This is a genomic window from Dactylosporangium sp. NPDC050588, assembly GCF_040654975.1.
GTDB lineage: Bacteria > Actinomycetota > Actinomycetes > Mycobacteriales > Micromonosporaceae > Dactylosporangium > Dactylosporangium maewongense.
In genome coordinates this window covers 1-26,094 of sequence record NZ_JBFAJA010000135.1, presented here as the reverse complement: position 1 = coordinate 26,094, position 26,094 = coordinate 1, and the positions used below count along the sequence as shown (strand labels likewise).

Annotated in this window: 24 protein-coding genes; 11 read left to right on the top strand and 13 right to left on the bottom strand. The window is 72.4% G+C overall.

Annotation, left to right across the window (positions count from 1 at the left end):
* Window positions 1–135: 135 nt before the first annotated feature.
* Window positions 136–1,158 (bottom strand): LacI family DNA-binding transcriptional regulator, encoded by a 1,023-nt coding sequence (locus AB0I21_RS53580; RefSeq protein WP_354891015.1) that lies wholly within the window; start codon window positions 1,156–1,158, stop codon window positions 136–138.
* A 157-nt stretch (window positions 1,159–1,315) separates the two neighbouring features.
* Between AB0I21_RS53580 and AB0I21_RS53575 the strand changes: the two genes are divergently transcribed.
* The 7 genes from AB0I21_RS53575 to AB0I21_RS53545 are packed head-to-tail and all read left to right on the top strand — an operon-like array spanning window position 1,316 to window position 7,969.
* Window positions 1,316–2,638, top strand: coding sequence for an extracellular solute-binding protein (locus AB0I21_RS53575; protein WP_360573173.1), 1,323 nt, complete (start codon window positions 1,316–1,318; stop codon window positions 2,636–2,638).
* A 4-nt stretch (window positions 2,639–2,642) separates the two neighbouring features.
* Entirely contained in the window at window positions 2,643–3,566 is a 924-nt protein-coding gene (locus AB0I21_RS53570) for a sugar ABC transporter permease (RefSeq protein WP_344504763.1), read from the top strand.
* Window positions 3,556–4,413, top strand: coding sequence for a carbohydrate ABC transporter permease (locus AB0I21_RS53565; RefSeq protein WP_344504761.1), 858 nt, complete (start codon window positions 3,556–3,558; stop codon window positions 4,411–4,413). Before AB0I21_RS53570 ends, AB0I21_RS53565 begins: the two co-directional genes overlap by 11 nt.
* Complete coding sequence (locus AB0I21_RS53560) at window positions 4,410–5,558, top strand: Gfo/Idh/MocA family oxidoreductase (RefSeq protein ID WP_360573171.1); 1,149 nt, start codon at window positions 4,410–4,412, stop codon at window positions 5,556–5,558. Before AB0I21_RS53565 ends, AB0I21_RS53560 begins: the two co-directional genes overlap by 4 nt.
* Entirely contained in the window at window positions 5,555–6,391 is an 837-nt protein-coding gene (locus AB0I21_RS53555; RefSeq protein WP_360573169.1) for a sugar phosphate isomerase/epimerase, read from the top strand. Before AB0I21_RS53560 ends, AB0I21_RS53555 begins: the two co-directional genes overlap by 4 nt.
* 31 nt (window positions 6,392–6,422) lie before the next feature.
* On the top strand, window positions 6,423–6,977 hold the full coding sequence (locus tag AB0I21_RS53550; RefSeq protein WP_360573167.1) for a sigma-70 family RNA polymerase sigma factor: 555 nt from the start codon (window positions 6,423–6,425) through the stop codon (window positions 6,975–6,977).
* Entirely contained in the window at window positions 6,974–7,969 is a 996-nt protein-coding gene (locus AB0I21_RS53545; protein WP_360573165.1) for a hypothetical protein, read from the top strand. The genes AB0I21_RS53550 and AB0I21_RS53545 overlap by 4 nt, the downstream gene beginning before the upstream one ends.
* A 63-nt stretch (window positions 7,970–8,032) precedes the next feature.
* Here AB0I21_RS53545 and AB0I21_RS53540 read toward each other — a convergent pair whose 3' ends face one another.
* Window positions 8,033–8,716 (bottom strand): copper homeostasis protein CutC, encoded by a 684-nt coding sequence (locus AB0I21_RS53540; RefSeq protein ID WP_360573163.1) that lies wholly within the window; start codon window positions 8,714–8,716, stop codon window positions 8,033–8,035.
* A 100-nt stretch (window positions 8,717–8,816) separates the two neighbouring features.
* On the opposite strand from AB0I21_RS53540, the gene AB0I21_RS53535 reads away from it, so the two are divergent.
* A complete protein-coding gene (locus AB0I21_RS53535; protein ID WP_360573161.1) occupies window positions 8,817–9,806 on the top strand; it encodes a LacI family DNA-binding transcriptional regulator in 990 nt (329 codons plus the stop codon).
* Window positions 9,807–9,834: 28 nt separating this feature from the next.
* Window positions 9,835–10,746 (top strand): fatty acid desaturase, encoded by a 912-nt coding sequence (locus AB0I21_RS53530; RefSeq protein WP_360573159.1) that lies wholly within the window; start codon window positions 9,835–9,837, stop codon window positions 10,744–10,746.
* Between the two features lie 3 nt (window positions 10,747–10,749).
* On the opposite strand, the gene AB0I21_RS53525 is transcribed toward AB0I21_RS53530, so the two are convergent.
* The 11 genes from AB0I21_RS53525 to AB0I21_RS53475 all read right to left on the bottom strand — a co-directional run bounded on the left by AB0I21_RS53525 (window position 10,750) and on the right by AB0I21_RS53475 (window position 24,379).
* On the bottom strand, window positions 10,750–11,697 hold the full coding sequence (locus tag AB0I21_RS53525; protein WP_344504752.1) for a DUF916 domain-containing protein: 948 nt from the start codon (window positions 11,695–11,697) through the stop codon (window positions 10,750–10,752).
* Window positions 11,698–11,769: 72 nt separating this feature from the next.
* Entirely contained in the window at window positions 11,770–12,978 is a 1,209-nt protein-coding gene (locus tag AB0I21_RS53520; RefSeq protein ID WP_360573156.1) for an Ig-like domain repeat protein, read from the bottom strand.
* A 143-nt stretch (window positions 12,979–13,121) separates the two neighbouring features.
* Window positions 13,122–13,886: a phosphate ABC transporter ATP-binding protein gene (locus AB0I21_RS53515; RefSeq protein ID WP_360573175.1), complete on the bottom strand. Its 765-nt coding sequence runs from the start codon at window positions 13,884–13,886 to the stop codon at window positions 13,122–13,124.
* Between the two features lie 79 nt (window positions 13,887–13,965).
* The gene (locus AB0I21_RS53510; protein WP_360573154.1) at window positions 13,966–15,015 is read right to left on the bottom strand and encodes a sortase; all 1,050 of its coding nucleotides are present in this window, start codon (window positions 15,013–15,015) and stop codon (window positions 13,966–13,968) included.
* The gene (locus tag AB0I21_RS53505) at window positions 15,012–15,719 is read right to left on the bottom strand and encodes a hypothetical protein (protein ID WP_360573152.1); all 708 of its coding nucleotides are present in this window, start codon (window positions 15,717–15,719) and stop codon (window positions 15,012–15,014) included. Before AB0I21_RS53505 ends, AB0I21_RS53510 begins: the two co-directional genes overlap by 4 nt.
* An 83-nt stretch (window positions 15,720–15,802) precedes the next feature.
* Window positions 15,803–16,897, bottom strand: a complete 1,095-nt coding sequence (locus tag AB0I21_RS53500) for a hypothetical protein (protein ID WP_360573150.1) — start codon at window positions 16,895–16,897, stop codon at window positions 15,803–15,805.
* A gap of 104 nt (window positions 16,898–17,001) precedes the next feature.
* Window positions 17,002–19,650 carry a hypothetical protein gene (locus AB0I21_RS53495; RefSeq protein ID WP_360573148.1) on the bottom strand — a complete coding sequence of 883 codons (2,649 nt, stop codon included), beginning with the start codon at window positions 19,648–19,650 and terminating at the stop codon, window positions 17,002–17,004.
* On the bottom strand, window positions 19,647–21,245 hold the full coding sequence (gene pstS, locus AB0I21_RS53490; RefSeq protein ID WP_360573146.1) for a phosphate ABC transporter substrate-binding protein PstS: 1,599 nt from the start codon (window positions 21,243–21,245) through the stop codon (window positions 19,647–19,649). The genes AB0I21_RS53495 and pstS overlap by 4 nt, the downstream gene beginning before the upstream one ends.
* Complete coding sequence (pstA, locus tag AB0I21_RS53485) at window positions 21,235–22,812, bottom strand: phosphate ABC transporter permease PstA (RefSeq protein WP_360573144.1); 1,578 nt, start codon at window positions 22,810–22,812, stop codon at window positions 21,235–21,237. Before pstA ends, pstS begins: the two co-directional genes overlap by 11 nt.
* Window positions 22,809–23,831 carry a phosphate ABC transporter permease subunit PstC gene (pstC, locus tag AB0I21_RS53480; RefSeq protein WP_360573142.1) on the bottom strand — a complete coding sequence of 341 codons (1,023 nt, stop codon included), beginning with the start codon at window positions 23,829–23,831 and terminating at the stop codon, window positions 22,809–22,811. Before pstC ends, pstA begins: the two co-directional genes overlap by 4 nt.
* Window positions 23,828–24,379 (bottom strand): hypothetical protein, encoded by a 552-nt coding sequence (locus AB0I21_RS53475; RefSeq protein WP_344504741.1) that lies wholly within the window; start codon window positions 24,377–24,379, stop codon window positions 23,828–23,830. Before AB0I21_RS53475 ends, pstC begins: the two co-directional genes overlap by 4 nt.
* A 222-nt stretch (window positions 24,380–24,601) precedes the next feature.
* Here AB0I21_RS53475 and AB0I21_RS53470 point away from each other — a divergent pair, with 222 nt between their 5' ends.
* Together AB0I21_RS53470 and AB0I21_RS53465 are read left to right on the top strand one after the other, a co-directional pair.
* Window positions 24,602–25,321 carry a peptidylprolyl isomerase gene (locus AB0I21_RS53470; protein WP_360573140.1) on the top strand — a complete coding sequence of 240 codons (720 nt, stop codon included), beginning with the start codon at window positions 24,602–24,604 and terminating at the stop codon, window positions 25,319–25,321.
* Window positions 25,322–25,330: 9 nt separating this feature from the next.
* On the top strand, window positions 25,331–25,714 hold the full coding sequence (locus tag AB0I21_RS53465) for a VOC family protein (protein ID WP_360573138.1): 384 nt from the start codon (window positions 25,331–25,333) through the stop codon (window positions 25,712–25,714).
* The last annotated feature ends 380 nt before the right edge of the window (window positions 25,715–26,094 follow it).

The window sequence follows — 26,094 nt, the reverse complement described above, 5'->3', positions numbered from 1 at the left end:
GGATGGGCGCGGATGCGCGATCCGGCCGCGCGGAGCGCTGGCTGTGCGAGCGCAGCGAGCATTGGGGGTCCGGGGTGAGAATCCCCCGGCGGGCCCCGCCGCGGCAGCGGTGGGGAGGCGAGCTATAGCCGAAGGCTACTGGCGGGAAACAGCGCCGGTGGAGCCGCGGACCGTGAGGTGGACGGGCAGCATGACCGACTGGCGCATGGCCGGGGCGGACGGGTCGAGGCGGGACAGGAGCATGGACACCGCGACCCGGCCCGCCTGCTCGATCGGTGCGGTGAGGGTGGTCAGCGGCGGGTGGCAGAAGTCGGCGCCGAAGATGTCGTCGCAGCCGACCACGCTCAGGTCCTCCGGCACCCGGACCTCCCGCTCCCGCAGCCGCTGCAGGATGCCGATGGCGAGCAGGTCGTTGAAGACGATGCAGGCGGTCGCGCCGGTGTTGAGGACCGCGTCGGCGGCGGCGGAGCCGGAGCGGCGGCCGGAGGGGAAGGGGCCGACGCGGGTGAAGGTCAGCCGGTGCCGGGCCGCGACCGCGCGGACGGCGTGCCAGCGGGCCTCGTTCGGCCAGGAGCGTTCGGGGCCCGAGACGTAGGCGATGTCGCGGTGGCCGAGGGAGATCAGGTGCTCGGCCGCCTGACCCATGCCGGCCGGGGTGTCGATGATCGCGCTCGGCACGCCGCGGACGTTGCGGTTGATGGTGACGAGGGGGATGTCCTGGGCGAGCGCCGCCAGCGCCCGGTCCGGCAGCCTGGACGCGGCGAGGATCGCACCGTCCAGGGAGCGGCGCATCTTGTGCAGCAGCTCCACCTCCAGGTCGCCGGAGTCCTCGGTGTCGATCAGCAGCTGCGCGTAGCCGGCGGCCTTGAGCTGCATCTGGGTGCCGCGCAGCACGCCGAAGTAAAACGGGTTCGTCACGTCGGAGACGAGGACGGCGATCGCTCCGGTACGGCCCGAGCTCAGCGCACGGGCCTGCGAGTTCGGCACGTAGCGCAGCTCGCGGGCCGCGGCCTCGATCCGCTCCCGGGTCGCCGGGTTGACCCGGCCGGGGTTGTTCAGGGCGCGCGACACCGTCGACGCGGCGACCCCCGTGGCCGCGGCGATGTCGTTGATGGTGACGGGCCGGTCACCGGAGCCGAACTGATGCGCACGGGGCATGGGGATGAGAAAAGCAGATGATGGCAAACGATGGCAAGCGGTTGCCACCACAAAGACGGCGCTGATAGCGTCCGGCCCCAAGCAGCACTGAAAGATGCCCGCCAGCAGCAACGATGCGCTCCGTCACACCCCCAGTGAACGAGGAGTGGACACCCCTATGAAACGCGTTTCCATCATCGCCGCGAGCCTTCTGTTCTTAGCCGCCTGCGGCAGCGGCGGCGACGACAAACCGGGCGACACGGGCCTCAACGGCGCCGGCAAGACACTCAACGTGCTCGTCCAGGCCAACACGATCTACCCCGACCAGCAGCGCGCCTGGTTCACGGAGATCAACGACAAGTTCAAGGCGCAGACCGGCGCCGAGGTGAAGTTCGAGACGTTCGCCTCGCCCAACGACGAGCTGACGAAGATCCAGACGTCGGTGCTGTCCGGTCAGGGCCCCGACATCTACTCCCTCGGCACCACGTTCACCCCGACGGCCTACGCGACCGGGGCGTTCCTGGAGCTCAAGGACGACGACTGGAAGAAGCTCGGCGGCAAGGACGCGTTCCTGCCCTCGACCCTCGGCATCTCCGGGCCCGACGCCGAGCACCAGGTCGGCATCCCGTTCACCAGCCGGCCGTTCGTCATGGCCTACAACACGGAGCTGCTCAAGGCCGCCGGCATCGACAAGCCGGCGACGAGCTGGGACGAGCTGCTCGTACAGGCGAAACAGCTGACGAAGGGTGACACCTACGGGCTCGCGGTCGCCTACGCCGACGGCTTCGACCCGTGGAAGTTCATCTGGGCGATGAGCGTCCAGGCGGGCAACCCCCTCGTCAAGGACAAGAAGGCGTCGCTGAACGACCCGGTGACGCTGAAGGCCTACCAGACCTACCTCGGCTGGCTCGCCACCGACAAGGTCGTCAACCCGGCCGCCGTCGGGTGGAAGAACGCCCAGGCGATCGCCGACTTCGGCGCCGGCAAGGCCGCGTTCCTGCCGATGGTGTCCGCCACGTCGAAGGTCACGCTCGACAAGTCGTCGGTCGCCGGCAAATACGCCTACGCGATCATGCCGACCGTCCCGCCGGGGCAGACCAGTACACCAGGCGTCGGCGCGACCAGCATCCTGTCCGGTGACAACCTCGTCGTGGCGAAGTACACGAAGAACAAGGACCTCGCCCTCGCGCTGGTGAAGCTGCTGACCAGCCCGGAGCAGCAGGAGTCGTACTACAAGACGTTCGGCGAGCTGCCCACGAACGCGACCGCGGCGAAGAAGCTGCAGTCCGACCCGGCCCTCGCGCCGATCATCGACTCGGCGTCGAAGGCGAGCGGCACCCCGTTCAACGGCGCGTGGAGCCAGGTGCAGCTGGCCCTCGTCAACGTCGTCGTGCAGTCGATCCCGGCGCTGAAGGACGGCAAGCTGGACGAGGCGAAGCTCAAGCAACTGATCGCCGACGGCCAGAAGGCCGCGCAGGACGCGCTGGACAAGAGTAAATAGATTCATGGCGATCGAAACTGCCGCACCGCCGGCGGCCCGGGGCACCACGCCCGGGCCGCCGGCCCGCCGCCGCCCCCGACACCGTCCACTGTGGATGCTGACGCCGGGCGGGGTCCTGCTCGTCCTGGTGATCCTGGTGCCGCTCGGCGTCGCCCTCACCGTGTCCCTGCTCGACCTCGACCAGTACACGCTGCGCGAGTGGACCGGCGCGCCGTTCATCGCCCTCGACAACTACGTCGAGGCGGTCACCGACACGCCCCTGCCGCACGCCATCTGGGTCTCCGTCGGCTACTCGGCGCTGGTCACCGTCGCGACCCTGCCGATCGGCCTCGCCGCGGCCCTCGCCACCCAGCAACGGTTCAAGGGGCGCGCCCTCGTCCGGTCGGCGTTCCTCATCCCGTACGTGCTGCCCGCGTTCGTCGTCGGCACGGTGTGGCGCACGATCCTCATGCCGTCCGGCCCGGCGAACTCGCTGCTCGGCGACGGGCGCCTGTGGCTCAACGGCCCCGACAGCTACTGGACGCTCGTCGTCGTGCAGCTCTGGACGTCGTGGCCGCTGCTGTACCTCCTCGCGGCGTCGGGCCTGCAGAGCATCGCCGAGGAGGTGCACGAGGCGGCCGCGCTGGACGGCGCCGGCTGGTGGGCGAAGCTGCGCCACGTGGTCTTCCCGCACCTGCGCGGGGTCCTCGCCCTGGCGCTCATCATCGCGTTCCTGCACAACCTCAACAGCTTCACGCTGCCGTACGTGCTGTTCGGGGTGCCCGCCCCGCACGACGTCGAGGTGCTGCCCGTGCTGACCTACGTCGAGAGCTTCCAGAACTTCCGGTTCGGGCTCAGCGCCGCCATGGCCGTGCTGTCGCTGGTCCTGGTGGCGATCCCTCTGTCGGTGTACCTGCGCGCGGTGAGGCTGAACCAGCATGAGGACTGACGTACAGCGGCTCCTGCCGAGAAGCGTGCAGGCGGTGGTCATCGCGGTCCTGCTGGTGTTCGTGCTGACGCCGGTGCTGTACATGCTGTTCGCGTCCGTCAACGACGACCTCGCCGTCGCCCGCGGCGCGTTCTGGCCGAAGAGCCTGCACCTGGACAACTACAGCAAGATCTGGTCGACCGTCGACCTCGGCGCCGGGCTCGGCAACAGCGTGGTCGTCGCCGGCAGCGTCGCCGTGGTGTCCGCGCTCGTCGCCGTCGCCACCGCGTACGTCCTCGTGCGGTTCCAGTTCCTCGGCCGCGGCCTGATCCTGCGCGGGCTCCTGGCGCTGCAGTCGATCCCCGGCACGCTGATGCTGCTGCCGGTGTTCGTGCTGTTCGCGAACCTGTCCGCGGTCCTCGGCGTGCAGGTCATCGGCACCCGGTGGGCGCTGTTCGTCACGTACCTGACGTTCGCGCTGCCGTTCTCGACGTGGGTCATGGTGACGTACCTGCGGGGGCTGCCCGCGGAGCTCGACGAGGCCGCCCGCCTCGACGGCGCCTCCTCGTGGCGGATCCTGCGCTCGATCATCATCCCGCTCAGCTGGCCCGGCCTCGTCGTGGCGAGCATCTTCGCGTTCCTCCTCGGGTGGAACGACGTGCTGTTCGCCTCCGTGATGACCAACCCCGACAGCCGCACCGTCGCGGTGGCCCTGCAGGTGTTCGGCGCCACCCAGGAGGGTGGCGCCATCCCGGTCTACGGGCAGCTGATGGCCTCCGCGCTGATCTGCGCGCTGCCGGTGGTGGTGTTGTACCTGGTGTTCCAACGGTTCCTGGTCGGCGGCCTGACCGCCGGGGGAGTGAAATGACAGACCTGATCAACGTGGCGATCGTCGGCAGCGGCATCATCGGCGGCAACCACGCCGACGCGATCCTGCGCCATCCCCGGCTCCGGATCGTGGCCCTGGTCGACGCGGTCGACGCCGCGAACGCGGCCCTGGCCGCCCGGATCGACCCGCCGCCGTCCTGCCACCGCACCCTGGGTGCCGCGCTCGCCGCGGAGCGGGTGGACCTCGTCGCGATCTGCACGCCCAGCGGCCTGCACGTCGAGGCCGCCGAGGAGACCCTGCGGGCCGGCGCGCACCTGCTCGTCGAGAAGCCCCTGGACGTGTCGCTGCCGAAGGCCCGCGCGTTCGCGAAGGTCGCCGCGGAGGCCGAGCAGCGCGGGCTCGTCTGCGCCGTCGTCAGCCAGCACCGGTTCGACCCGGCGATGGTCGCCGTGCGGCGGGCCGCGCGCGAGGGCCGGCTCGGCCGGCTCACGTCCGCGGTCGTGTCCATGCCGTGGTGGCGGGACCAGGCCTACTACGACTCCGCCGACTGGCGCGGCACGTGGGAGTTCGACGGCGGCGGCGCCGTCGCCAACCAGGGCATCCACCTCGTCGACCAGATGCTGGCGCTGCTCGGCCCGCCGGTCGAGGTCACCGCCCGCACCACGCGGATCGCGCACGAGCGGATCGAGGTCGAGGACCTCGCCGTCGCCACGCTCCGCTTCGCCGGCGGCGCGCTCGCCGTGCTGCACGCCAGCACCAGCGCCCACCCCGGCCTGCCGGTGCGGCTGCAGCTGCACGGCACCCGCGGCTCGGCCGTGCTGCACGACGACCAGCTGGAGTACTTCCACAGCGCCGACACCGGGGAGACGGCCGCCGACCTCGTCGCCGCCGAGGACCTGTACGGCGCGCCGAAACCGGCGGACGGCTTCGTGCTCGGGCACCTGCGCCAGTACCAGGACCTCGTCGACGCCATCGACGAGCGGCGGCTTCCCGGGGTACGGGTCGCGGACGGCCTCCTGGCGCTCGCCACGGTGCGGGCCGTGTACGTGGCGGCCACGCTCGGCCGGCCGGTGCTGTTCGACCAGGTCCTCGACGGCGTCCACGACGACGTGCAGCCGGTGGTTTCGACACAGCAGACGCAGCAGACGCAGCAGACGCAGGAGACGCAGGAGGTTCAGGCGTGAGGTTCTCGGTCTTCACCGCATCGACGCCCGACTGGGCGCCCGACGAGGTCGTGCGGCACCTCGCCGCGCAGGGCTGGGACGGCGTCGAGTGGCGCGTCGTCGACCAGGATGACGCCGACCAGCCCGGCTTCTGGAAGGGCAACCGGGCCACCTGGCCGCTGACCGGCCTGGAGGCGGCGCTGCCGGAGATCGCCGCCCTCACCCGCGGCGCCGGCCTCGAGTTCTCCGGCGTCGGCGGCTACGCGCGCAGCTTCGAGCACGACGACGTCGCCCGGCTCCTCGCCGCCACCGCGGTCCTCGGCGCGGGCCGGGTCCGGGTCACCATGCCGCTGCTGTCGACCGGCCGCTACCCGGACCTGTTCGACGCCACCCGCAAGGACCTCGAGTGGGCGACCGGGCTCGCCGAGCGGCACGGCGTCACGATCCTCGTCGAGCTGCACCACGAGACGATCGTGTCGTCGGCGTCCGCCGCGATGCGCCTCGTCGACGGGCTCGACCCGCGGCACGTCGGCGTCATCCACGACCTCGGCAACCTCGTCATCGAGGGGCACGAGGACCACCGCGCCGCGTTCGAGCTGCTCGGGCCCTACCTGCAGCACGTCCACGTGAAGAACGTCGCGTGGCGGCCGGTGTCCGAGGCCCCCGACGGCACGGTCACCTGGGCGCACGACTGGGCACCGCTGCGGACCGGGCAGGCGCACGTCGGCCGCTACCTGGCGGCGCTCACCGCGCACGGCTACGACGGCTGGGTCACCGTCGAGGACTTCTCCACCGCCGTGCCGCTGGAGCAGCGCACCGCCGACAATCTCGAATATCTGCGGAGCCTGCTGTAACGCCGCCCGGGGACGGGACATAGAACGGGGTATGGACGACGCAAACGACCGCGACGCCGGCTGGTTCCGGGACGTGTACGCCCGCCACTACGCCGACGTCGTGCGCTACGGTCTGCGCCGGCTCGACGGGACCGCCGCGGCGGAGGAGCTCGCGCAGGAGGTGTTCCTCGTCGCCTGGCGGCGGCGCGGGGAGGTGCCCGAGCCCGCGCTGCCCTGGCTGTACGGGGTGGGCCGCCGGCTGCTGGCCAACCACCGCCGGGCGCGCCGGACGGCCCCGGCGCCAGGTGCCCTCGGCGACCACCCGGCCGCCGACCGGCACGACGGCCTCACCGAGCTCCTCGCGGTCCGGGCCGCGCTGACCCGGCTGTCCGACGACGACCAGGAGATCCTCCGGCTCGTCGCGTGGGAGCAGCTGTCCGTCGCGGAGGCGGCGCTCGTCCTGAGCTGCGGCGTGACCGCGGCACGGGTCCGGCTGCACCGTGCCCGGCGCCGCCTCGCCGTCCTGGTCGCCGACACCCCGGCCCCCGCACCCGCACCTTCCTCTGCCCCTCCCCCCGCACCTACCCGAACGGGAGGAACCCGATGACCGAGCGCACCCTCGACCTGCTGGCCGCCGCCGACCCCGCCCGAGACGCGCCGGTCGGCCCCGGCGACGTGGAGACGCTGCTGCGGCTGGCCGCCAACGACGTCACCAGCTACGAGCTGCACCTTCCCGACCGCCGCCGGCGGCGGGCCCTGGCCGGGGTCGCGGCCGCCGTCGCGGTCGTGGCGGTGACCGGGGCGGCCGCGGCCCTCGTGCTCGACCGGGCCCCGGCCAACCGTCCGGTCGCGCCCAGGGTGTGGCCGTCGGACTGCCTCGCCGAACTGGCCGCGGGACTGCACGCGGCACCGTATGAGGCGACCACCGGCCAGTACGAGTACGTGCGAAACGCGGTGCGCTTCAGCGACAGGTTGCCGATGCCTGACGGGATCGCCTGGGTGCAGTACGTGGGGGAATATTCCACCTGGACCACCGCCGACCGCCGGAATGTGCGTCTACGCACCGTCACCGAGTCGGTGACGTTCGCCGACGACGCGTCGCGGGCCTACTTTCAGAGCCACCCGGAGCGGGTGCGGACGGTCGGCACGACCGTCGTCGACGTGCGCCAGGGCGTACCCCCGGAGTTCATGGGGACGAGCTCGCCCCCGCCCCCGGATTCATTGATCGACACACTCGACAACACGGGAAGCACCTTCCCACCGGCGCGGGTGCTCGCCAGGGCCTCCGGGATGTACGGGAATCAGATCCTGGACGTCGCGACCCGGTCCGCGTTGCTGAGGTTCATCGCCGCCGCCGACGGCGTCGTCTGCGCGGGCGAGGCCACCGACCCGACCGGCCGCCGTGGCGTCGCCGTCACAGGCCCGCTCGACAGTTCCCTGGAACGGGGCCCGTTCGAGCACGGTGTCAACCGGATCATCGTGGATCCTTCGACCGGCGATCTCCTGGCGGCAGGTTACGCCGACGGCACCGGCACCATCTGGCTGGCCGTCTACCTCGAACGCGGCTTCACCGACTCCCGGCCCGCTGTGACCCGGTGACGGCACCGCTCCCCCATGATCCCGGACGGTTCCGGTGGCCAGAGGTGCCGCGACCGTCCGGGATCAGGGCGAGCGGGGCGCGTCCAGGGTGCGGCGCAGGTCGCGCACGAGGGCGGGGTCGACCGGGGACGTCCAGGCGCCGGACGAGCGGACCGCGCCGCCGGAGTGGAACGCGGTCACCCCGGCCGCCCGCAGCGGGGCGACGTGCTCGTGCCGCAGGCCGCCGCCGGCGAGGACCTGCGGCCGGACGGGGGCCTCCGCGAGGATCGTGGCGAGGCCGTCGGGCAGGCCGGTCGGGGCGCCTGAGGTCAGCACGGCGTCCAGGCCGGGCAGGCCGGTGATCGCGGCCCAGGCGGCGCGCCGGTCGGCCACGTGGTCGATCGCCCGGTGGAAGGTCCACGGCGCGCCGTCCAGGACCTCCAGGACCTCCAGGACCGCGGGCAGGTCCACCGCACCGTCCGGGGTGAGGAAGCCCAGGACGAACTCGGCGGCGCCGGCCGCTAGGAGGTCCTTCGCGGCGCGCCGCAGGGCCCGGACGTCGCCGGCGGCGAAGCCCGCGGCGGTGCGCACCATCACCCGGACCGGCAGGCCGGCGGCGTCCCGGACCGCCGCCACGGTCGCCGGCGCCGGGCTGAGGCCGTCGGCCGCCATGTCGCTGACCAGCTCCACCCGGTCCGCCCCGCCCTCCAGCGCCAGCCGTGCGTCCACGGCGTCGAGGGCGATGACCTCCAGCAACGGCCTGATCATGGATCAATCGTGCCAGCGCCGTCCCCGGACCTGCCCGCGCCGGGCCGCCGAGGTGTCCGGCGGCACACCCGGGCGGTGGCAGAGCGCTAGGGTTGGTCCGGTGCAGCACAAACGCCCCACCCTGGACGACGTCGCGCAGGCCGCCGGGGTGTCCCGGGCCACCGTCTCGCGGGTCATCAACGGCAACCCGCGCGTCGCGGCGGACGTCCGCGAGCTGGTGGACCGGGCCGTCGAGCGGCTCGGCTACCGGCCCGACCCGGTCGCCCGGGCGCTCGCCCGCGGGCACGGTGACGTCGTCGAGCTCATCGTCATCGACGACGAGCCGACGTGCTTCGGCACCAACCCCTACTACGGGCGGGTCGTCGCCGGGATCGTCGACGGGCTGCGGCGGTCCGAGGCGCAGATGCGCGTGCACGTCGTCGGGCAGGCCGACGCGCCCCGGCTGCTCGACCGGGTCGCGCACACCGTGAGCGCCGGCGCGATCCTCGTCAACGTGCCCGCCCCGCTCGCCGCCGCCTTCCACGCGGTCTGCCCGCGCGTGGTGTCGATGGGGCGCACCGCGGCGCCCGTGCCGTCGATCGTGCCGGACAACACGACGGGCGCCTACGCGGCGGTCCAGCTGCTGCACCGCAACGGCCGGAAGCGTATCGCGGCCGTGCCCGGGCCGGAGCACATCGCCGACGCCGTCGACCGCCGCGCGGGCTACCTCGCCGCGGTCCGCGACGCGGGGCTCGAGCCGATCACCGGCGAGGCCGGCGAGTTCAACCGGACGTCGGGCGCGGAGATCACCCGGCGGCTCCTGGCCGAGCACCCGGACGTCGACGCGCTGTTCGTCGCGTGCGACCTGATGGCCTCCGGGGCGCTGCAGGCGCTCGCCGCCGCGGGCCTGCGGGTCCCCGAGGACGTGGCGGTCATCGGCTTCGACGACAGTCTCATCGCCACGTGTACGACGCCGCCGCTGACCTCGGTCCGCCAGCCGGTCGAGGAGATGGCGGCCGCCGCCACCCGGGCGCTGCTCGGCGGGGAGACCGGGCCCGGGTGGCACGGCACGTTCCCCACCACACTGACCGTCCGCGACAGTTCAGGCTGAGTTCTCCTACCGGCGCTACGTTTCGGGCATGGCTGCCCGTCAGACATTGATCTCGGGGGTACTGACCACCGCCGCCGCCGGCACGCTCGTGCTGCAACTGCTGATCCTGCCGGTGTGGCTGCTGCCCGCCGACCCGCGCTGGGGCTGGCTGCTCGTGCCCCTCGCGCTCACCACCGTGCCGCTGTGGTCGCTCATCCACGAGGGGATCCACGGCACCCTCCTGCGCGACCGGACCTGGAACGACCGCCTCGCCCGGGTCCTCGCGACCGGCTACGGCGCCCCGTTCTCGCTGCTGAAGGCCGGGCATCTGCTGCACCACCGGTACAGCCGCACCCGCCGCGAACGGACCGAGGTCTACGACCCGGAGGTCACCACCTGGCTCGCCGCCGCCCGCGGCTACTATCCGCGCCTGCTCGGCGGCCTCTACGTGCTGGAGGCCGCGTCGGTGGTCCTCGCCGCCGTGCCCGCCGCCGGGTGGCGGTGGCTGGTGCGCCGCACCGACTCCCTCGACTCCGTCACCGGGCTGCTCTTCGAGCGGGTCTCGAAGCGGGACACGCTGCGCCGCTTCCGCGTCGAGGCGCTGGCGGTGGTCGTCACCTACGCCGGCTCGGCCGTGGGCTACGGGCGGCACGCGTGGATGCTCGCGGTCGCCGTCGGCGGGCGGGCGCTGCTGGTGTCGCTCGCCGACAACGCCTACCACTACCGCACGGAGCTGGAGCGCCCCCTCGAAGCGATGAACCTGCGGATGCCCCGCCCCCTGGAGCTGTTCGTGCTGGCGTTCAACCTGCACAGCGTGCACCACCGGCACCCGGGGCTGCACTGGTACGAGCTGCGCGGCGCCTTCCACGCCGAGGCCGACGAGTGGCACCTCGGCTGGGGCACCGCCGTCGTGCGGCAGCTGCGCGGGCCGATCCCCGAATCGGCCCTGCACCGGCGGTGACGGTCAGGCCCGCAGCAGGCGGCGGCGCAGCCGCCAGCGGACGACCAGCGCGACCGCGCCCAGCACCAGGACCAGCAGGCCGACGAGCCCCCACGGCGACGCCCACACGGCGGCGCTGCGGCTGGCGATCGGCAGCCGGCCCTCCTTCGCCTCCGCGTTGACCGTCACCGCGGCCGTCAGGCGCCCCAGCGACATGACGCCCGGGATGCGCTTCTGGACGCTCAGCTCCGCGCCCGGCAGCATCTCCGGCACCGTGATCTCCTCGCTCTCGCCGAGGGAGACGCCGAGCAGGCCGCTGGCGCGGACTTTGGCGGTGCCGTGCACGCGGACGTTGCCGGCGTTCTTCAGCCGGTACGTGACGACCAGGTCGCCGGTGCCGAATGGCAGCGCGGGCGAGCCGTAGACGACGTTGAGCGAGGACACCTGCACGAGCGGCTGGACCGGGCCGGCGACCCGCAGGTACATCCGGGCGGCGATGCGGCGGTCGACGTTGACCTGCTGGCCCTGCGGGTTCGTCTGGCGCTCGATGACCGAGGCGACGATCCCGCCGGCGTGGTCGCCGGGTGTGGCGTTGGTGGGCACGCGGAGCGTGAAGGCGATGTCGGCGCGCTTCTTCGGCTGCACCGTGTAGGACTTCGGGGTCAGGTCCGTCCACGAGCCGATGTCGTTCGGCTGGGTCGTCCCGGTCAGCAGCGCGAAGGCACCGTCGGGCGCGGTGAACGCGTCCGTGGAGTAGACGGTGAAGGTGATCGGGGCGTCGCTGAGATTGCTGACGCCGACCATGTCGGTGATGACGTCACCGGGCTTCGCCTCGAAGTCGTAGGCGGCGCGGCCGTTCGGGCCCTCCGGACCCGACGGGGTCACCGCCCAGCGCAGGCCGTCGCCCTCGCGCGCCCCCGCGGGAGCGGGCGCTACCAGTACCGACGCGGCAACCGCCAAGACGAGAAGCATTCGACGCACGGGAGACCTCCTACGACGCAAGGGTGCGGCCCGTGAGGACCGCACCCTGCTTGGATGAACCGATCAGGCGAGCGTCAGCGTCAGGGTGGCGCTGTACGCACCGGGCGCGACGTTGTCCGGGATGACCAGGGTCAGGCCGGCGCCGCACTCGAACGTGCCGGCGCTGCTGCCGACGTTCGACTTGCACAGGGTCGACGGGCTGCCGAGCCCCGTCGCGTTCGCGCCGGTGACCACCGCGCCGGAGCCGCTGACCTTGACCGACGACGGGGTCCAGCCGAGGTTCGTGCCCGGGATGGTGCTGGTGGCACCGGTGAAGTCGCTGACCTGGCCGACGAGGTTCCACCCGGCGTTGGTGCCGCGCAGGTCCACGACGGTGGCCTTGTTCAGGTTGCCGGTCGCCTGGCCGCCGACGGAGCCGCCGGTCAGCGCGACGGTGGTGCCGGCAACGTTGAGCGAGAACTGGCCCGGCGCGATGTCACCGGTGATGGTCTGCTCCTTGGTGATGGAGCCGGCCGGCGCGGTGATCGTGTAGGCCAGGTTCGCCGACGTGGAGGCAAGGTACGCCGCCGAGTCGGGCGTGTACGTCGCCGAGAGCGAGAACGCGCCCACCGGCAGGTTGTTGACCGAGAGGGTCGCGGTGCCGTTGACGACCGGCGCGGTGCCGATCGCGGTCGCGCCGCGGTTGAACGTGACCGAGCCGGTCGCCGCGGCCGGGGCCACGGTCGCGGTCAGGGTCACCGGGGTGCCGGCGACCTGCGGGCTCGCCGGGGCGGCCGCGAGGGTGGTGGTGGTCGGCACGGCCGGCTCGGCGCCGCCCTTCACCTTCCAGTTCTCACCCGTGACCGTGATGACCGTGCGGAACAGGTCCGGGTGGTCACCGGTCGACTCGCCGGTGCACAGCACGGCGATCTCGTAGTCGCCGTTGCTGAGCGCGGTGCCGCCGTACGCCGAAACCATGGACCGGTTCGCGTCGAGCGTGAACGCGGCCTGGTCGTAGTTGCCGGCGTCGCCGACGCGGGCGAGGTTGCGGTAGTCGCCGCTGCCGACCTTGCCGATCTTCAGACCCGCGTTGGTGCCGTAGTTCGCGGGGCAGGCCGCCGACGTCAGCGCCGACAGCGCCGGGTTGGTGGTGGTCAGGCCCTGGGTGGGCGTGAGCGTGAGCGTGCCCAGGTCAGCGGCGTTGGCCGGGGCCGCGGCGAGGCCGACGACCGCCACGGAGGCCGCGGCGGCCACGACGACCGCCCGGACCAGCAGGGACTTCGGACCCTTCATGAATCACTTCCTCTACTCGAACGAGGCGCTCTTGCGTTGCTCGATCAGGTTTTCGGCGCGGCGTTTCCCGGCGGGCAGGCCAACTCATACGCCGGACATGCGCAAAGCGAATTCGAGGTGTCGCCCGTTCCGAAACGGCGCTTTTATCCGAAGCGGCCGTGCACGTAGTCGGCGGTGCGGCGGTCCTGCGGGGTGTCGAACATCGCCGAGGTCAGGCCGTGCTCGACGATGACGCCGGGGGTGCCCTGCTCGGCGAGGAAGAACGCGCAGTGCTGCGACACCCGCTGCGCCTGCTGCATGTTGTGGGTGACGATGACGATGGTGACCTCGGTGGACAGCTCGCCGATCGTCTCCTCGATCCGCCGGGTCGAGGTCGGGTCCAGCGCCGAGCACGGCTCGTCCATCAGCAGCACCCGCGGCCGCACCGCGAGGGACCGGGCGATGCACAGCCGCTGTTGCTGGCCGCCGGACAGGGCGCCACCGGGCGAGCGCAGCCGCGTCTGGACCTCGTGCCACAGCCCGGCCTTGCGCAGGCACTCCTCGACCAGGTCGTCCTTGGTGCGGCGGGACGCCCGCACGGCGGTGAGCTTCAGCCCGGCCAGGACGTTGTCGTAGATGGACATCGCCGGGAACGGGTTGGGCTTCTGGAACACCATGCCGACGTGCCGCCGGGCGTCGGTGATGCGCCGCGACGGGTCGTAGAGGTCCTCGCCGTCCAGCAGCACCTCCCCGGCGAGCTCGGCGCCGGGCACCAGCTCGTGCATCCGGTTGAGGATGCGCAGGAACGTCGACTTGCCGCAGCCGGACGGGCCGATGAGCGCGGTGACCTGCCCCGCCGGCATCCGCAGCGAGACGCGGTCGAGGACCTTGTGGCCGCCGAACCACGCGGAGATGTTCCGCGCGTCCAGCTCGGCGGTCGTCGGAGAGTCGACGGTGGACGGGTCGAGCGTCGTGCTCGTCACGGCAGGGCCCTCGCAATCGGTGTGGTCATAGGACGTTCGGCAGCAGCCGGACGGCGACGTCGGACGTGGCGGTGCCGATCACGGCGAGGACGGGGACGCCGACGACCCACGCCTGCACGCCGCCCCAGCGCCGCCGCGCCCAGGTGACGCCGAGGCCCGCGGCGAGCAGCAGCTGCCCCCACAGGACCAGCGGCATCCAGGCCGAGTCGTCGCCGGCGAGCACCTTCTCCGACGCCGACAGGTGCGCGTACCCGAGCTGCCGCGGCGGCGCCGGAACCGTCTCGGTGCCGTTGTCGAGGTCGGCGTCGACCCGCACGACGTCGGACGGGAAGAACATCGTCCCGGCGGCGGTCATCAGCGTGACCCGGCTGCGCCCGGGCGCGACCGGCGCCGGGGTCAGGTCGCCGGCGTGCCGCACGCCGAGCACCACGAACGTGAACTCGCCCTGGCCGGTGACGACCTCGACCCGGTCGCCGGAGTTGAGCCGGAACAGCCCCGCGAACGGGGCGCCGTAGGCGGCGTTACGGCCCATGATGACGCTCGTGCCGGCCTGGCCGGGCAGCGGCGTGTCGCGGCGGTGGCCGGGGCCGGACTGCATGACGCCGGCGGTGGTGCCCTCGAACACGACCTGCTGGACGCCGAGCGCGGGGATGCGCAGCACGGCGACGGGCGTGCCGAGGGGCAGCAGCCTGCCGTCGGGGCCGATCTGGCCGACGGGCGCGGTCGCCTCGGCGAGCGCGCCGCGGAAGTCGGCGTACGCGGTCTGCTGCACCCGGCCGTACCCGAGCTGCGACAGCAGCGTCACGTGCAGCGTGAAGCCGACGAGCAGCACCGCGAGGATGCTCAGCCCGGTGCCCGCGATCCGCAGTCCCGACGCCGGCTGGTCCGGTGGCGGGACCACCCTGTCCGGTTTCTCGATCCTGTCGGTCCGGTCGGGCTCCTCGAACCTCACGTCGATCGCCGGCTCCGCCGGCGGGATCAACACGGTGACCGCGGAGACGCCGCCCACCCAGGTCGTGTGCTGCGGCGTGCCGTCGGTCGCGCCGCCGCCTCCGCCGCGCTCCGGCTCGCTCATGCCAGCCGCCGCCGGCGGACGAGGCGGACGATCAGGACACCGGCGGCGACCAGCCCGAGGCCGATGGCCGCGGTGCGGGCGACCGCCGAGCCGGTGCGCGGCAGGCCGCCGCCGGGCGTGCCGGTCGGCGACGGCGAGGCGCTCGTCGCCGCGGGGTCGACCTGCATGTTCAGGGTCTGCTTGTTGCCGCTGCCGCCGGGCCCGCCGGTGGGCCCGGTGGTCGGGCCGGTCGTGGGGCCGGGGCCGCCACCGCCCGCGGTCCAGGTGGTGCCGGCGACCCGGATCGTGGTGCTGAAGACGTCGGGGTGGTCGCCGGCGCTCTCGCCGGTGCAGACGATGACGAGCGTGTAGTCGCCGTCGGTGATCGGCGTCGTGCCGAAGGCGGCGCGCATCGACCGGTTCGGCCGCAGCGTGGGCGGCACGGCGTCGTAGTCGGCGTCGTCACCGACCCGGGTCAGGTTCGCGAACTGCGACGTGCCCGCCCGCGCGATGCGCAGGCCGGCGTTGGTGCCGTAGTTCGCCGGGCAGGTCGCCGACGCGGTCGCCGTGGCGAACATCGGGTCGGTGTCCACGCTGCCGGTCGCCGGCGTCACGGTGATCGAGCCGAGCGGCGCGGCGTGGGCCGGGGCCGTCAGGGGCCCGGGCAGGGTCACGGCGGTCACGGTGACGGCGGCGGCCACCGCGGCGGTTCGGCGCAGGCGCATGGGGAGATCCTCGTCTCGACAGGGATGGCCGGGCGTCCACAGTGGACGCCCGGCCGGTTGGCCTTACAGGGGGGCCGCGGTGCTCAGGACGCGGCCTTCAGCGAGGTCGAGCCGCAGACACCCTCGAACAGGGTGGCGCCGGCCGTGGTGCGGAAACCGAACCCGAAGAGCTCGATGACCGACTGGTTGGCGCAGACCGCGGACGTGGCGCCGACGAACGTCTGCGCGATGACCGGCTCCGCCAGGCGGCGGGTCGGGACCACGTTGTAGACGTCACGGATCAGCTGGGGACGGAAGTTGATGTTGAGCTTGCCGTTGACGATCGGCTGGAGGCCGTTGACGCGGCCGATGCGGGAGGTGCCGCGCCGGTCCTCGACCACGACGCCGGTCTGGGTCGCGATGGTGGCGGCGTTGCCCTGCGCGATGAACTGGCCGACCGAGAACGGCATGATGTAGTCGTTGTGGCCGGCGAGGACCCGGGCGTCGTGCTCCTGGATCGGCGCGCCGTTCACCGTCTGCACGATGCACGGGTAGTCACCGTTGGCGATGTCGGCCTCGGCGATGCCCATCTTGCTGAGCCAGAAGGACCGGGTGCCCGAGCCGGACTGGACCAGCAGCGGCTTGACCGGCACACCGCTGACGACCGTGGTGAGGCAGCGGTAGATGCGCTGCAGCTGCACGAAGGTCAGGCTGGTCGGCAGGTCGCTGTCGGTGTTGACCGCGAACGACACCGCGTCCACCCCGAACGGGATGTACGTGTAGTTGCCCGTGGTCTGCGGCGAGGAGCCGCCGCCGTAGCTGGACGAGCGCGCGAAGTCCACGCACCCGGTGACGTTGACGCCCTGGTAGACGTTGCCGCCGTCGTTCTCGGACGCCTTGAGGGCGGTCCGGCCGGCACCGGAGCCGTCGGGACGGTTGAACTCGCAGCCGGTGGTCTTGGTCTTGATCAGGCCGGCCGGGCGGGCGTCGTAGGACGCGATCACCTTCGAGCCGCCGCTGGTGACGGTCTCGCCGAGACCGTTCAGCACGTCCTGGGTCGTGTCGGAGCCGACGCCGGCCAGCTGGCGGTACTCGCCGGCCGGCGGGTTGGCGGCGGCGGGTGCCGCGGTGACCGTGAGGGTGACAGCGGCGACCGCGAGGCCGAGGCTGACAGCCCGTCCGAAGGTCAGCACCTTCATGCGTTTCCCCTTCTGCTTCAGGGTTTGCGAGGGTCGAGCGTGGTCATCATTCGCAGGCGGTTCGTGCGGGGCCGGTCGCCAACATGTAGGCCGGATGAACAGGCTCACCGGCGTTCGCGTCGGCGGGCCAGCCCGGTCAGCACGGGGCCCGCGGCGGCCGCGAGCAGCCCCGCGCCGAGGATCATCGACAGCAGGTACCGCTGCGCCCACTCCACGGGCTCCGGATCCGTGGTCCGGGCCGCCGGCACCGGTGCGGCCGACAGGCTCGGCCGGGCACTGGTCGGCGCGCCCGACGGCACGGACCCGCGGGCGGGCACGGTGCCCCCCGTGACCGGCGCGGGCGCCGCGGTGGTCGTGGTCGCCGTGGGCGCCGGCGGCGCCGTCCAGCCGCGCCTGACCATCTCGGCGGCGCTGCGGGCCTTGGCCTTCAGCGACTCCGGCAGCGGCACGTACCCGGGCGGCAGGTTCCCGACGGAGACGCCCTCGTTCTGCCCGTCTCCCGCGGCGAACTCGATGAGCTTCGCGTACGCCTCCCGCAGCGCCTGCCCGCGGCTCGGGTCGACGGCGGCGTAGGTGAGCATCGTCAGCGGGTACGCGCCCGGCTTCTTCAGCGCCGGGTCCAGCGCCAGGACGTCGGGGTTGGCCGTCGGCCCCATCGCCGCGACCGCCGCCTGCAGGCTCTGCTTCGTCGGCGTGACGTAGGCGTTCAGATCGGTGGGGTCGCTGCCGTTGAGCAGGCTCGCCGAGTACAGGCCGAAGCGGGCCGCCGACGCCGAGTCGGTGATCGCCATGACCCACCGGTTGCCCTTCGTCTGCGGCGCCGCCCGCTTGAGCGTGACGATCTGGTGGTCGCTGCTCTGGTACTTCGCCTCGTCGAACTCGACCTCGGAGTGGGTGTCGGCCTTCAGCGTCTGCTGCGCCCCGTCGGTCATCGACGACGTGTAGGGCTGCTTGTTGAAGATGCACACCTTCAGCTCCGGCACGAGGTCCGGCCGCGGCTGGCTGCAGGTGGGGTCCGACTTCGGGAACCGGTCCGGCACCACGCCGTCGAGGCCGAAGTCCTGGTAGTACGAGTTGACCTTCATGTGGTAGGTGACGCCGGTGACCGGGTCCGTATGCGCCGGGTCCGGGACGCCGGACAGGAAGTCGCGGGCGGCCTTGTCGGCGAGGATCCAGCCCCACACCGCACGGTTCGCCGCGGAGCCGCCCAGCGGCACCATCACCGGCTGGATGTCGCGGTTGGCCCGGGAGAACCGGAAGTCGGGGTTGATCGTGATGAACTCGGGGTCGGCGAGGATCGTCCGGTAGTTGTCCTTGAGGTGCTCGGCCTTCGACCCGTCGGGGATGTCGCGCTGGTAGGAGGAGGTCAGCAGCTTCGCCACCAGCTTCGGGGTGAGCCGCATCCCGTTGACCTGCCTGGCCCGCAGCAGCTCCTCCTCCGGGTTCGTCGACCCGGGGTTCACCTGGTTGTCGATGGTGAACGCGACGACGACCGACGACAGGGCCACCGGCGCGTGCACCGGCGGCGGGCCGCCCGGCACGCCGACCACCGGGCTTGAGGTGAACCCGAGCCCGGGCGAGTCGTCGCCGCTGCCGAGGACCGCGCTGGACGTCTCGTCCTCCGACGTCGGCGTGTAGCCGTACACGTTGCCGGTCCTGCCGCACAGCGCCGGCTGCCACGCCTGCATCGCCGGTGCGGCCATCTCCGAACCGACCGTCGCACGCTCGGCCTGGTCGATGGGGCACGGCGTCTGGACCGACCGGAAGTCCAGCCGGACCGCGATGCGGTGCTTCCAGTGGGTGGCGGCCAGCGGCGAGCCGTTGACGGGGACGTCGGTGCCGTCGAGCTTGTCGCCGGTCAGCGGGTCGTGGTGCCCACGCGGCACGATCACCAGCCAGCACGGCTGGATGACGCCGCCGGAGTCCGGCAGTCCGCAGCCGAGGTGCGGCGCCTCCATGTCGGTCTGCGCCTCGAACACGACCCGGCCGGTGCCGTCGCCGGCTGTGTAGCCGTAGGGGATCTCGTTGGTTTTGTTCTTGTCGAAGTACTCGGACATGATGACGTCCGAGCCGGTCGTCTGCGGGTCGAGGTTCCCCGGGTAGGGGTCGCTCTTGCCGCCGTGGCCGATCCGCGTGCCCTTGACCGAGCGGAACGGCGCGATGACCGCGTCCGGGGGCAGCGTCTCGGCCGGATCGGGCAGGCCGTTGATGCCCACGGTGCGGATCGTCCCGCCGCCGGGCGCCTTGTCCCCGCCCCACACGGGCGTGTCCAGCAGCGCGCCGAACTGGCACGTCTCCCGCCCCCACAACGGGTCCTTCGCGGCCCCCTCGTGGAACGGGTCCGGCGCGTCGGGGTCGCCCCAGCACTGCATGAACGCGAACACGTTCTGGCCGATCGTGGCGTCGGGGGTCGGCGGGGCGTTCTTCCAGGAGATGGTGATGCCCTGGTTGCCGAGGTCGCGGGTCTGCGACACGGTGATCTCGGTGCCGTCGAAGTCGCCGCCGGCCTCGCCCGGCTGCACCGTGATCGTCTTCGCCGACGACGTCGGCACGTCGACGCCGAGCGGCGGGACGAACGTGTCGCCGGCGGTCGCGGTGGCGCCCCGCACGAGCGTGCCGAGCAGCAGCACGCCGACGACGCCGGCGCCGGCCAGCCTGCGCTTCCACACCGCCCGCGCCGCACCGCGTGGCGGCGGCAGGTCGTCCGGTGCCGGCTGCTGCCCGGTGGTTCCCGTGGCGACCGTGGCGCTCATCGCCGGCCGCCGTCACGGTCGCGCCGGCTGCCGAGGGACCGGGACAGCATCGGCGGGCCGAAGATCAGCCCGATCAGCAGCGCGCCGGCGACGATCATCAGCGCCCGGCGCAGCCCCCAGGAGCCGGCCTGGTCCAGCGACACCGGCACGCCGGCCACGTCGTTGCCGCCGGCGGCTCGCGCCGCGTCGAGGGTCTCGCCGGTGTCCGGGTCGACGACCACGGCGGCCGACGCCGACGCCGAGGCCGACGGGCCCGCGGTCGCCGTGCCACCGGTCCCGCCACTGCCGCTACCGCCCCCGCCGCCGACGGTCGTGGGGCCGGCGCCGCCGGTGCCCGTGGTGCACTGGTCGCCGCTCTGGACGTTGTCGCACTCCGGCGGGAACGGCGCCGTCGTCGCCAGCGCGTTCTCGCCGTTGGGGCCGAACGTCGGGTTCTGGCACTTCGTCACGTCCCACGGCGACGCGGCGCTGCCCGGGATCCGCGCGACCTGCGCCGCGGCGGCGTCCACGAGGTTCCTCGGCAGCGGCGAGTACCCGAGGTCGTCCACCTGGGCCTGCCCCTTGCACAGGAAGTAGTGCGCGAACTCCGCGAGGGTGAAGCCCTTGTTCTCGTTCATCTGCATCCGCAGGTCGGTCGGCAGCACCATGTACGAGTAGGACGACAGCGGGTAGGTGCGCTTGTCTTCGTTGGTGTAGACGTTGTCGAGGTTCTGGGTCAGGTCGGCGTTGATCGTCGCGTGGGTCATCGCCACCGCCACCGCCGTGTCCGTCGGCTCGACGAAGTACCCCTTCTTGTTGAGCACCTTCACCACTGGAAACTTGGCGGTCTTGGCGTAGGAGTACTCGACGTAGGTGATCGCGCCCTCGTACCGCGGCTGCGCGACGTAGCCGGAGACGCCGTTGGACCCGCTCTGCCCGATGTTCTTGCCGCTGATCACGGGGAAGTAGGAGGTCAGCCCGCACGGGCTCTGGGTGCGCCCGACCGACCGGCAGAACTCGCCCCAGACGTCCTGGTGCTGCTTGCTGAGCCAGAGCGTGAACTGGGCGCTGGTGCCGGAGCCGTCCGAGCGCACCACCGGGATGATCTTCCGGTTGGGCAGGGGCAGCTTCGGGTTGTCCCGCTTGATCTGCGGGTCGTCCCAGAACGTGATCTTGTTCGTGAAGATCTTCGCGATCGTGTCGCCGGCCAGGCGCAGGTTGGTGACCCGCTTGCCGCCGATGGTCAGGTTGTACATGAACGAGGTGCCGCCGGCGACGATCGGCATGTAGGCGTAGCCCCGGCCGGTCGGCGGCGAGTCGATGTCGCGGGTGGCGCTGTCGGGCATGCCGTACGGGATCTCGGAGATGCCGAAGTCGACCTTGCCGTTGGCGAACTGCTTGCGACCGTCGGTCGAGCCGGTGTCGGCGTAGGACACCTTCAGGCCGAACTGGGTGACGTTGCCGATCCACGCGCGCAGGGCCGGCTGGCTCCAGGTGGAGCCGGCGCCGGCGATCTGCACCTTGATGGGTGCGGCGTACGCGGGGTTCGGCTGCGCCGCGATGGCCAGAAGCCCGAGGACGACCCCGGCGGCGGTCTTGGCGACGCTACGGAACATCGGACATCTCCTTGTCGGGATCCGCCTGCGGGCGGCTCTGGGACGGTGCACCGTCGAGGTCGGCCTGCTCGCGGCGCTGGAACCGCTTGACGTCGAGGGCGGATGCGACGGCCCGGCGCCTGAGCTGCCCGGGGGACAGCTCGCCGGGCCCGCGGCCGCCGATGACCCGGGCCGCCACGAAGAGCACCAGGACGAGCAGCATGAGCACCGCGCCGGCGCCGAAGCCGCGCATGATCATCTCTTCCTGCGGGAAGCGCACGCTGTTGAACACCAGCAGGGGCAGCGACACCTGCGGGCCGGCCGCCGGGTTGAGCGCCATGAACTGGGTGAACCCGGCGGTGATGAGCACCGGCGAGGTCTCCCCGATGCCGCGCGCGGTGCCGAGGATGACGGCGGTCGTCAGGCCGGACCGGGCCGTCGGCAGGACCACGTGCCAGACGGTGCGCCACTGGGAGGCACCCAGCGCGAACGACGCCTCCTTCAGCGTCCCGGGCACGAGCCGCAGCACCACGTCGGAGGCGCGGATGATGATCGGCAGCGTCATCACCGACAGCGCGATCCCGGCCGCCAGGCCCGACTTCTGCTGGTCGAGCGCCAAGATGAGGCCGGCGTAGACGAACAGGCCGGCGACGATCGACGGCAGCGCCGTCATCGCCTCGACGAGCGTGCGCACGAACCGGCTGAAGCGGCCCGGAATCTCGCCCAGGAACACCGCGCAGGTGATGCCGAGCGGCACCGACAGCGTCAGCGCGATGCCCATCTGCTCGAGCGTGCCGACGATCGCGTGCAGCGCCCCGCCGACGTTCAGCGGGCTCGTCGGCTGCACGACGCTCATGTCCTCGATCCAGAAGTTGACGTGCACCAGCGCCGGCCAGGCCCGCCAGAAGGTGAAGCCGACGACGACCACGAGCAGCAGCAACAGCAACATGCCGACGCCGGTCATGACCGCCGCGGCGATCCGGTCGCGAATCGCCGGTCCGTCCTCGGTGAGGGACGTCAGCAGCCCGAGGAACGCCAGGAACGCCAGGAACGTCACGACGATGAAGCCGAGCACGCCGTCGAACGGGGCGATCTGGCCGAACAGCAGGGCGGTGAACGCGAGCGCGGCCAGCAGCGCGCCGGTCACGTTGAGCCGGTCGAGGCGCCGGCCGGCGCGCAGCTCGCGGCGCCGCTCCTCCCCCGGGGCCGCCTCGGGCAGCGGGCGCCGCACGAACGTGAGGGCCGTGTCGGGGCGCGCGTGCCGCGGTCCCCCACCGGCCGCCTTCACCGGACCGGCCGCCCGGGTCGCGGTGTCCGGCCCGCTCCGGGTCCCGTCGGGCTTCGTCAGGTCGACGCGGGTCCGCTCGATCGCCGCGGCAGCGTGCCCCTGGTCCTGCGCGCGCCCGGCGGTCGCGGTGGCCGCGGTGGCGTGGCCCTGGTCCTGGTCCTGCGCCTGATCGGCGGTCGCGGTGGCGTGGCCCTGATCCTGCGCCTGATCCGCCGCCGCGACGGCGTGGTGGTGCGTCTGCCCGGTCTCCGGGGCCGTGGCCGGCTGTCCGGCCGTCCGGGCGGTGTCGGTGGAGGTCATGTGCCGGCTCCGGAGCGGGTGCGGCCGATGACGATCGACGCGGCGAAGTTGACCAGCAGGGTCATCAGGAACAGCGCGAGGCCCGCCGCCATCAGCGCGGACACCGCGAAGTCGGCCGAGTCGCCGTAGCGCAGCGCGATCAGCGACGACACCGAGATCGCGCCGGTCTGCAGCACGTGCCACTGGATGTCGAACACCGGCGAGATGATCATGTACACGGCGATGGTCTCGCCGAGCGCCCGGCCCAGGCCGAGCATCGAACCGCCGATGACGCCGCCCTTGCCGTACGGCAGCACGACGGTGCGGATCATGCCCCAGCGGGTGCCGCCGAGGGCGTAGGCACCCTCCCGCTCCCCGATCGGCGCCTGCGAGAAGACCTCGCGCGAGATCGAGCAGATGATCGGGGTGACCATCATCGCCACGACCGTCCCCGCGACGAAGCTCGACGCGGTGAACACGGTGATGCTCGACAGCGGGTTGGCCGTGTCGTAGTCGGCGACCTCGAAGATCGGGATCCAGCCGAGGTACGTGGCGATCCACCGCGACAGGTGGATGATGTTGGGCTGCAGCAGGAACACGCCGAACAGGCCGTAGACGACGCTCGGCACGGCCGCCATCATGTCGACCAGCGTCACCAGCATCCGGCGCATCCGCCGCGGCGCGTACTCGCAGATGTACAGCGCCGTGCCGACCGCGACCGGCACCGCCAGGACGATCGCGATCCCGGCGATGATGACGGTGCCCGGCACGACGGCGGCGATGCCGAAGCTCCCCTCCAGCGGGTCGGGCTCCCACCCCTTGGTCGTGAAGAAGCTCCAGCGCACCACCTTGAGCGCGGTGACCGCCCGGTACGCCAGGAACGACCCCACGAGCAGCGCCACCAGCAGCACCATCGCGCCCGCACCCCGGGCGACGCCGCGGAACACGCGGTCCGCCGGGGACGGGCGCCACTTCAGCGGGCGCGGCGCGTCGGCCTCCCCGGCGCCGGTGGCCTCGGAGGGCGCTTCGACGACCGTCATGCCGGCGGGTTGCCGGGGGTCGCCCGGTACATCAGGCGGGCGCCCTGGGCCCGCACGTCGCGCTCCCCGAGACGGGGGCGGTCGGCGTACGGACCCCGGGCGCCCCGCGGCGCCGGGCGCGGCGGGAGGACCGCCGTGTCACCGCCGGCGCCGAGCACCAGGGGATGACCGCCTCGGACACTGCGGGTGCCGGCCACCACGACCGCCGCCGGCACGGCTTCCAGGAAGCGCTCGAGGTTGTAGTGGCATTCCCTTGCGCGCAGATAGGAACGACTGGACATTCCGACGGTGCTGCCGTCCAGCTCCACCCGCCAGACCCACTGCCCGCTGGACTCCACCGCGGCGACCGCGCTGCTCGCGCCGGCGAACCCGGCCCGCAGGTGCAGCACTGCGTCGCGGCAGGCTCCGTAGGTCTCGAACAGCCTTGCCGCTCTGCCCAGCGGCCGGTTGTTCGGCGAGACCAGCATCCAGGTCGTGGCCTCGGCTACCGTGCCGTCATCGGCGGCCGCCGCGGCCAACGCTAAGAAGACGAACCTCGATTGTTGCACCAGCTACCCCTTCGTCCACCCGGCACGCCCACCCTCTGGGACACACGCTCGGGACAGCGCATGTCCAACAGGCGCGGCCGTGTGCGCACGCCGGACATGCAAGAGGTGAACAACGGGAAGGGGCACTGCCGCTGCTATACCGCCGATCCGGGCCCAAACGGGCATCGGCCTTGACGCGGTACATCGACATCCGTTAGACCTCTAAAAGATTCCCAATCTTCGATGGAGGACAATGTGGTCCGGATCCGTGCCGTCGTGGTCATGCTCGCGGTGGCGGCGTTCGCCGTCGCACCCACACCCGCCTCGGCCGCCGCACCCGGCGGACCGACGACCGGGCCGTGCGCGTACACCCCGACACCCGACGACCCGGCGGTCCGGCCGGTGCCACTGCCCCGCGACCCGCGGCACACGCCGTCGCGCGGCACGGTGACCATCACGCTCTTCACCAACCTGGGCCTGATCCCGCTGACCCTGGACCGGGCACAGGCGCCGTGCACGGTGCAGAGCTTCCTGCACCTGACCCGGCACGGCTTCTACAACCGCACGATCTGCCACCGGCTGACGACGTACCCGACGCTGAAGGTCCTGCAGTGCGGCGACCCGTCCGGCACCGGCGAGGGCGGCCCGGGCTACAAGTACAAGGACGAGCTGCCGACCGACCTGCCGCCGGCCCCGACCGACCCGACCGGCGCCCGCAAGGTGTACGCCCGCGGCGTGCTCGCCATGGCCAACGCCGGCCCCGACACCAACGGCAGCCAATTCTTCCTCGTGTTCGCCGACTCGGCGCTGCGCCCCAACTACACGATCTTCGGCAGCGTCCGCCCGCTCGGCCTGCACACCCTGGACCGGATCGCCGCGGGCGGCGTCGCTCCCACCGACGAGGACCCGGCCCCGGTCGACGGCGCCCCGGCCCTGCGTACCTCGATCCTCCTGGCGGCGTAGATTCCCGCTGTGGCTCACTACAGCAGGCTGTACACCATCGTCCTGGACGTGCCCGCGACCGACGAGGACACGACCGTCACGTTCTGGCGGGGCGCGCTCGGCGCCCCGCTGGAGCGCGTCGGCAAGTACCCGGACTTCCACGGCGCCCGCATCCCGGGCCACGACCTGGTCCTGCTGACCCAGCGCCTCGGCGACGGCGCGCCGCGGGTCCACCTGGACTTCCACACCGACGACCTGGAGGCCGAGGTCGCCCGCCTGGAGTCACTGGGCGCGACCCGCCTCGACTGCCACGACCGCTGGTGGACCATGCGCGACCCCGCCGGCATCACCTTCTGCGTCGTCGTCGACCCCCCAGGCACCCTCAACGCCACCAACGCCACCGAATGGCCCTGACCCCCGTTTCCATGATCCGGAAGACTTTATTGCTGCTCTAGCGACCATAAGTCTTCCGGATCATGAGAAACCCCCCAGCCACCGCCGAGCGCCCCCGAACGGGCGTCGGCAGCCCCAGCAACCAAACCGATTCGGGATCACCGGCGAAACTGACACCGGCACGCGCACCCAGCCACTCCCTGATCCCCCGTTTCCGTGATCCGGAAGACTTTGTGCTGTCATAGCGACACAAAGTCTTCCGGATCATGAGGAACCCCCAGCCCGGCCACCGCGGAGGGTGGGCACGGATGGGCGCGGATGCGCGATCCGGCCGCGCGGAGCGCTGGCTGTGCGAGCGCAGCGAGCATTGGGGGTCCGGGGTGAGAATCCCCCGGCGGGCC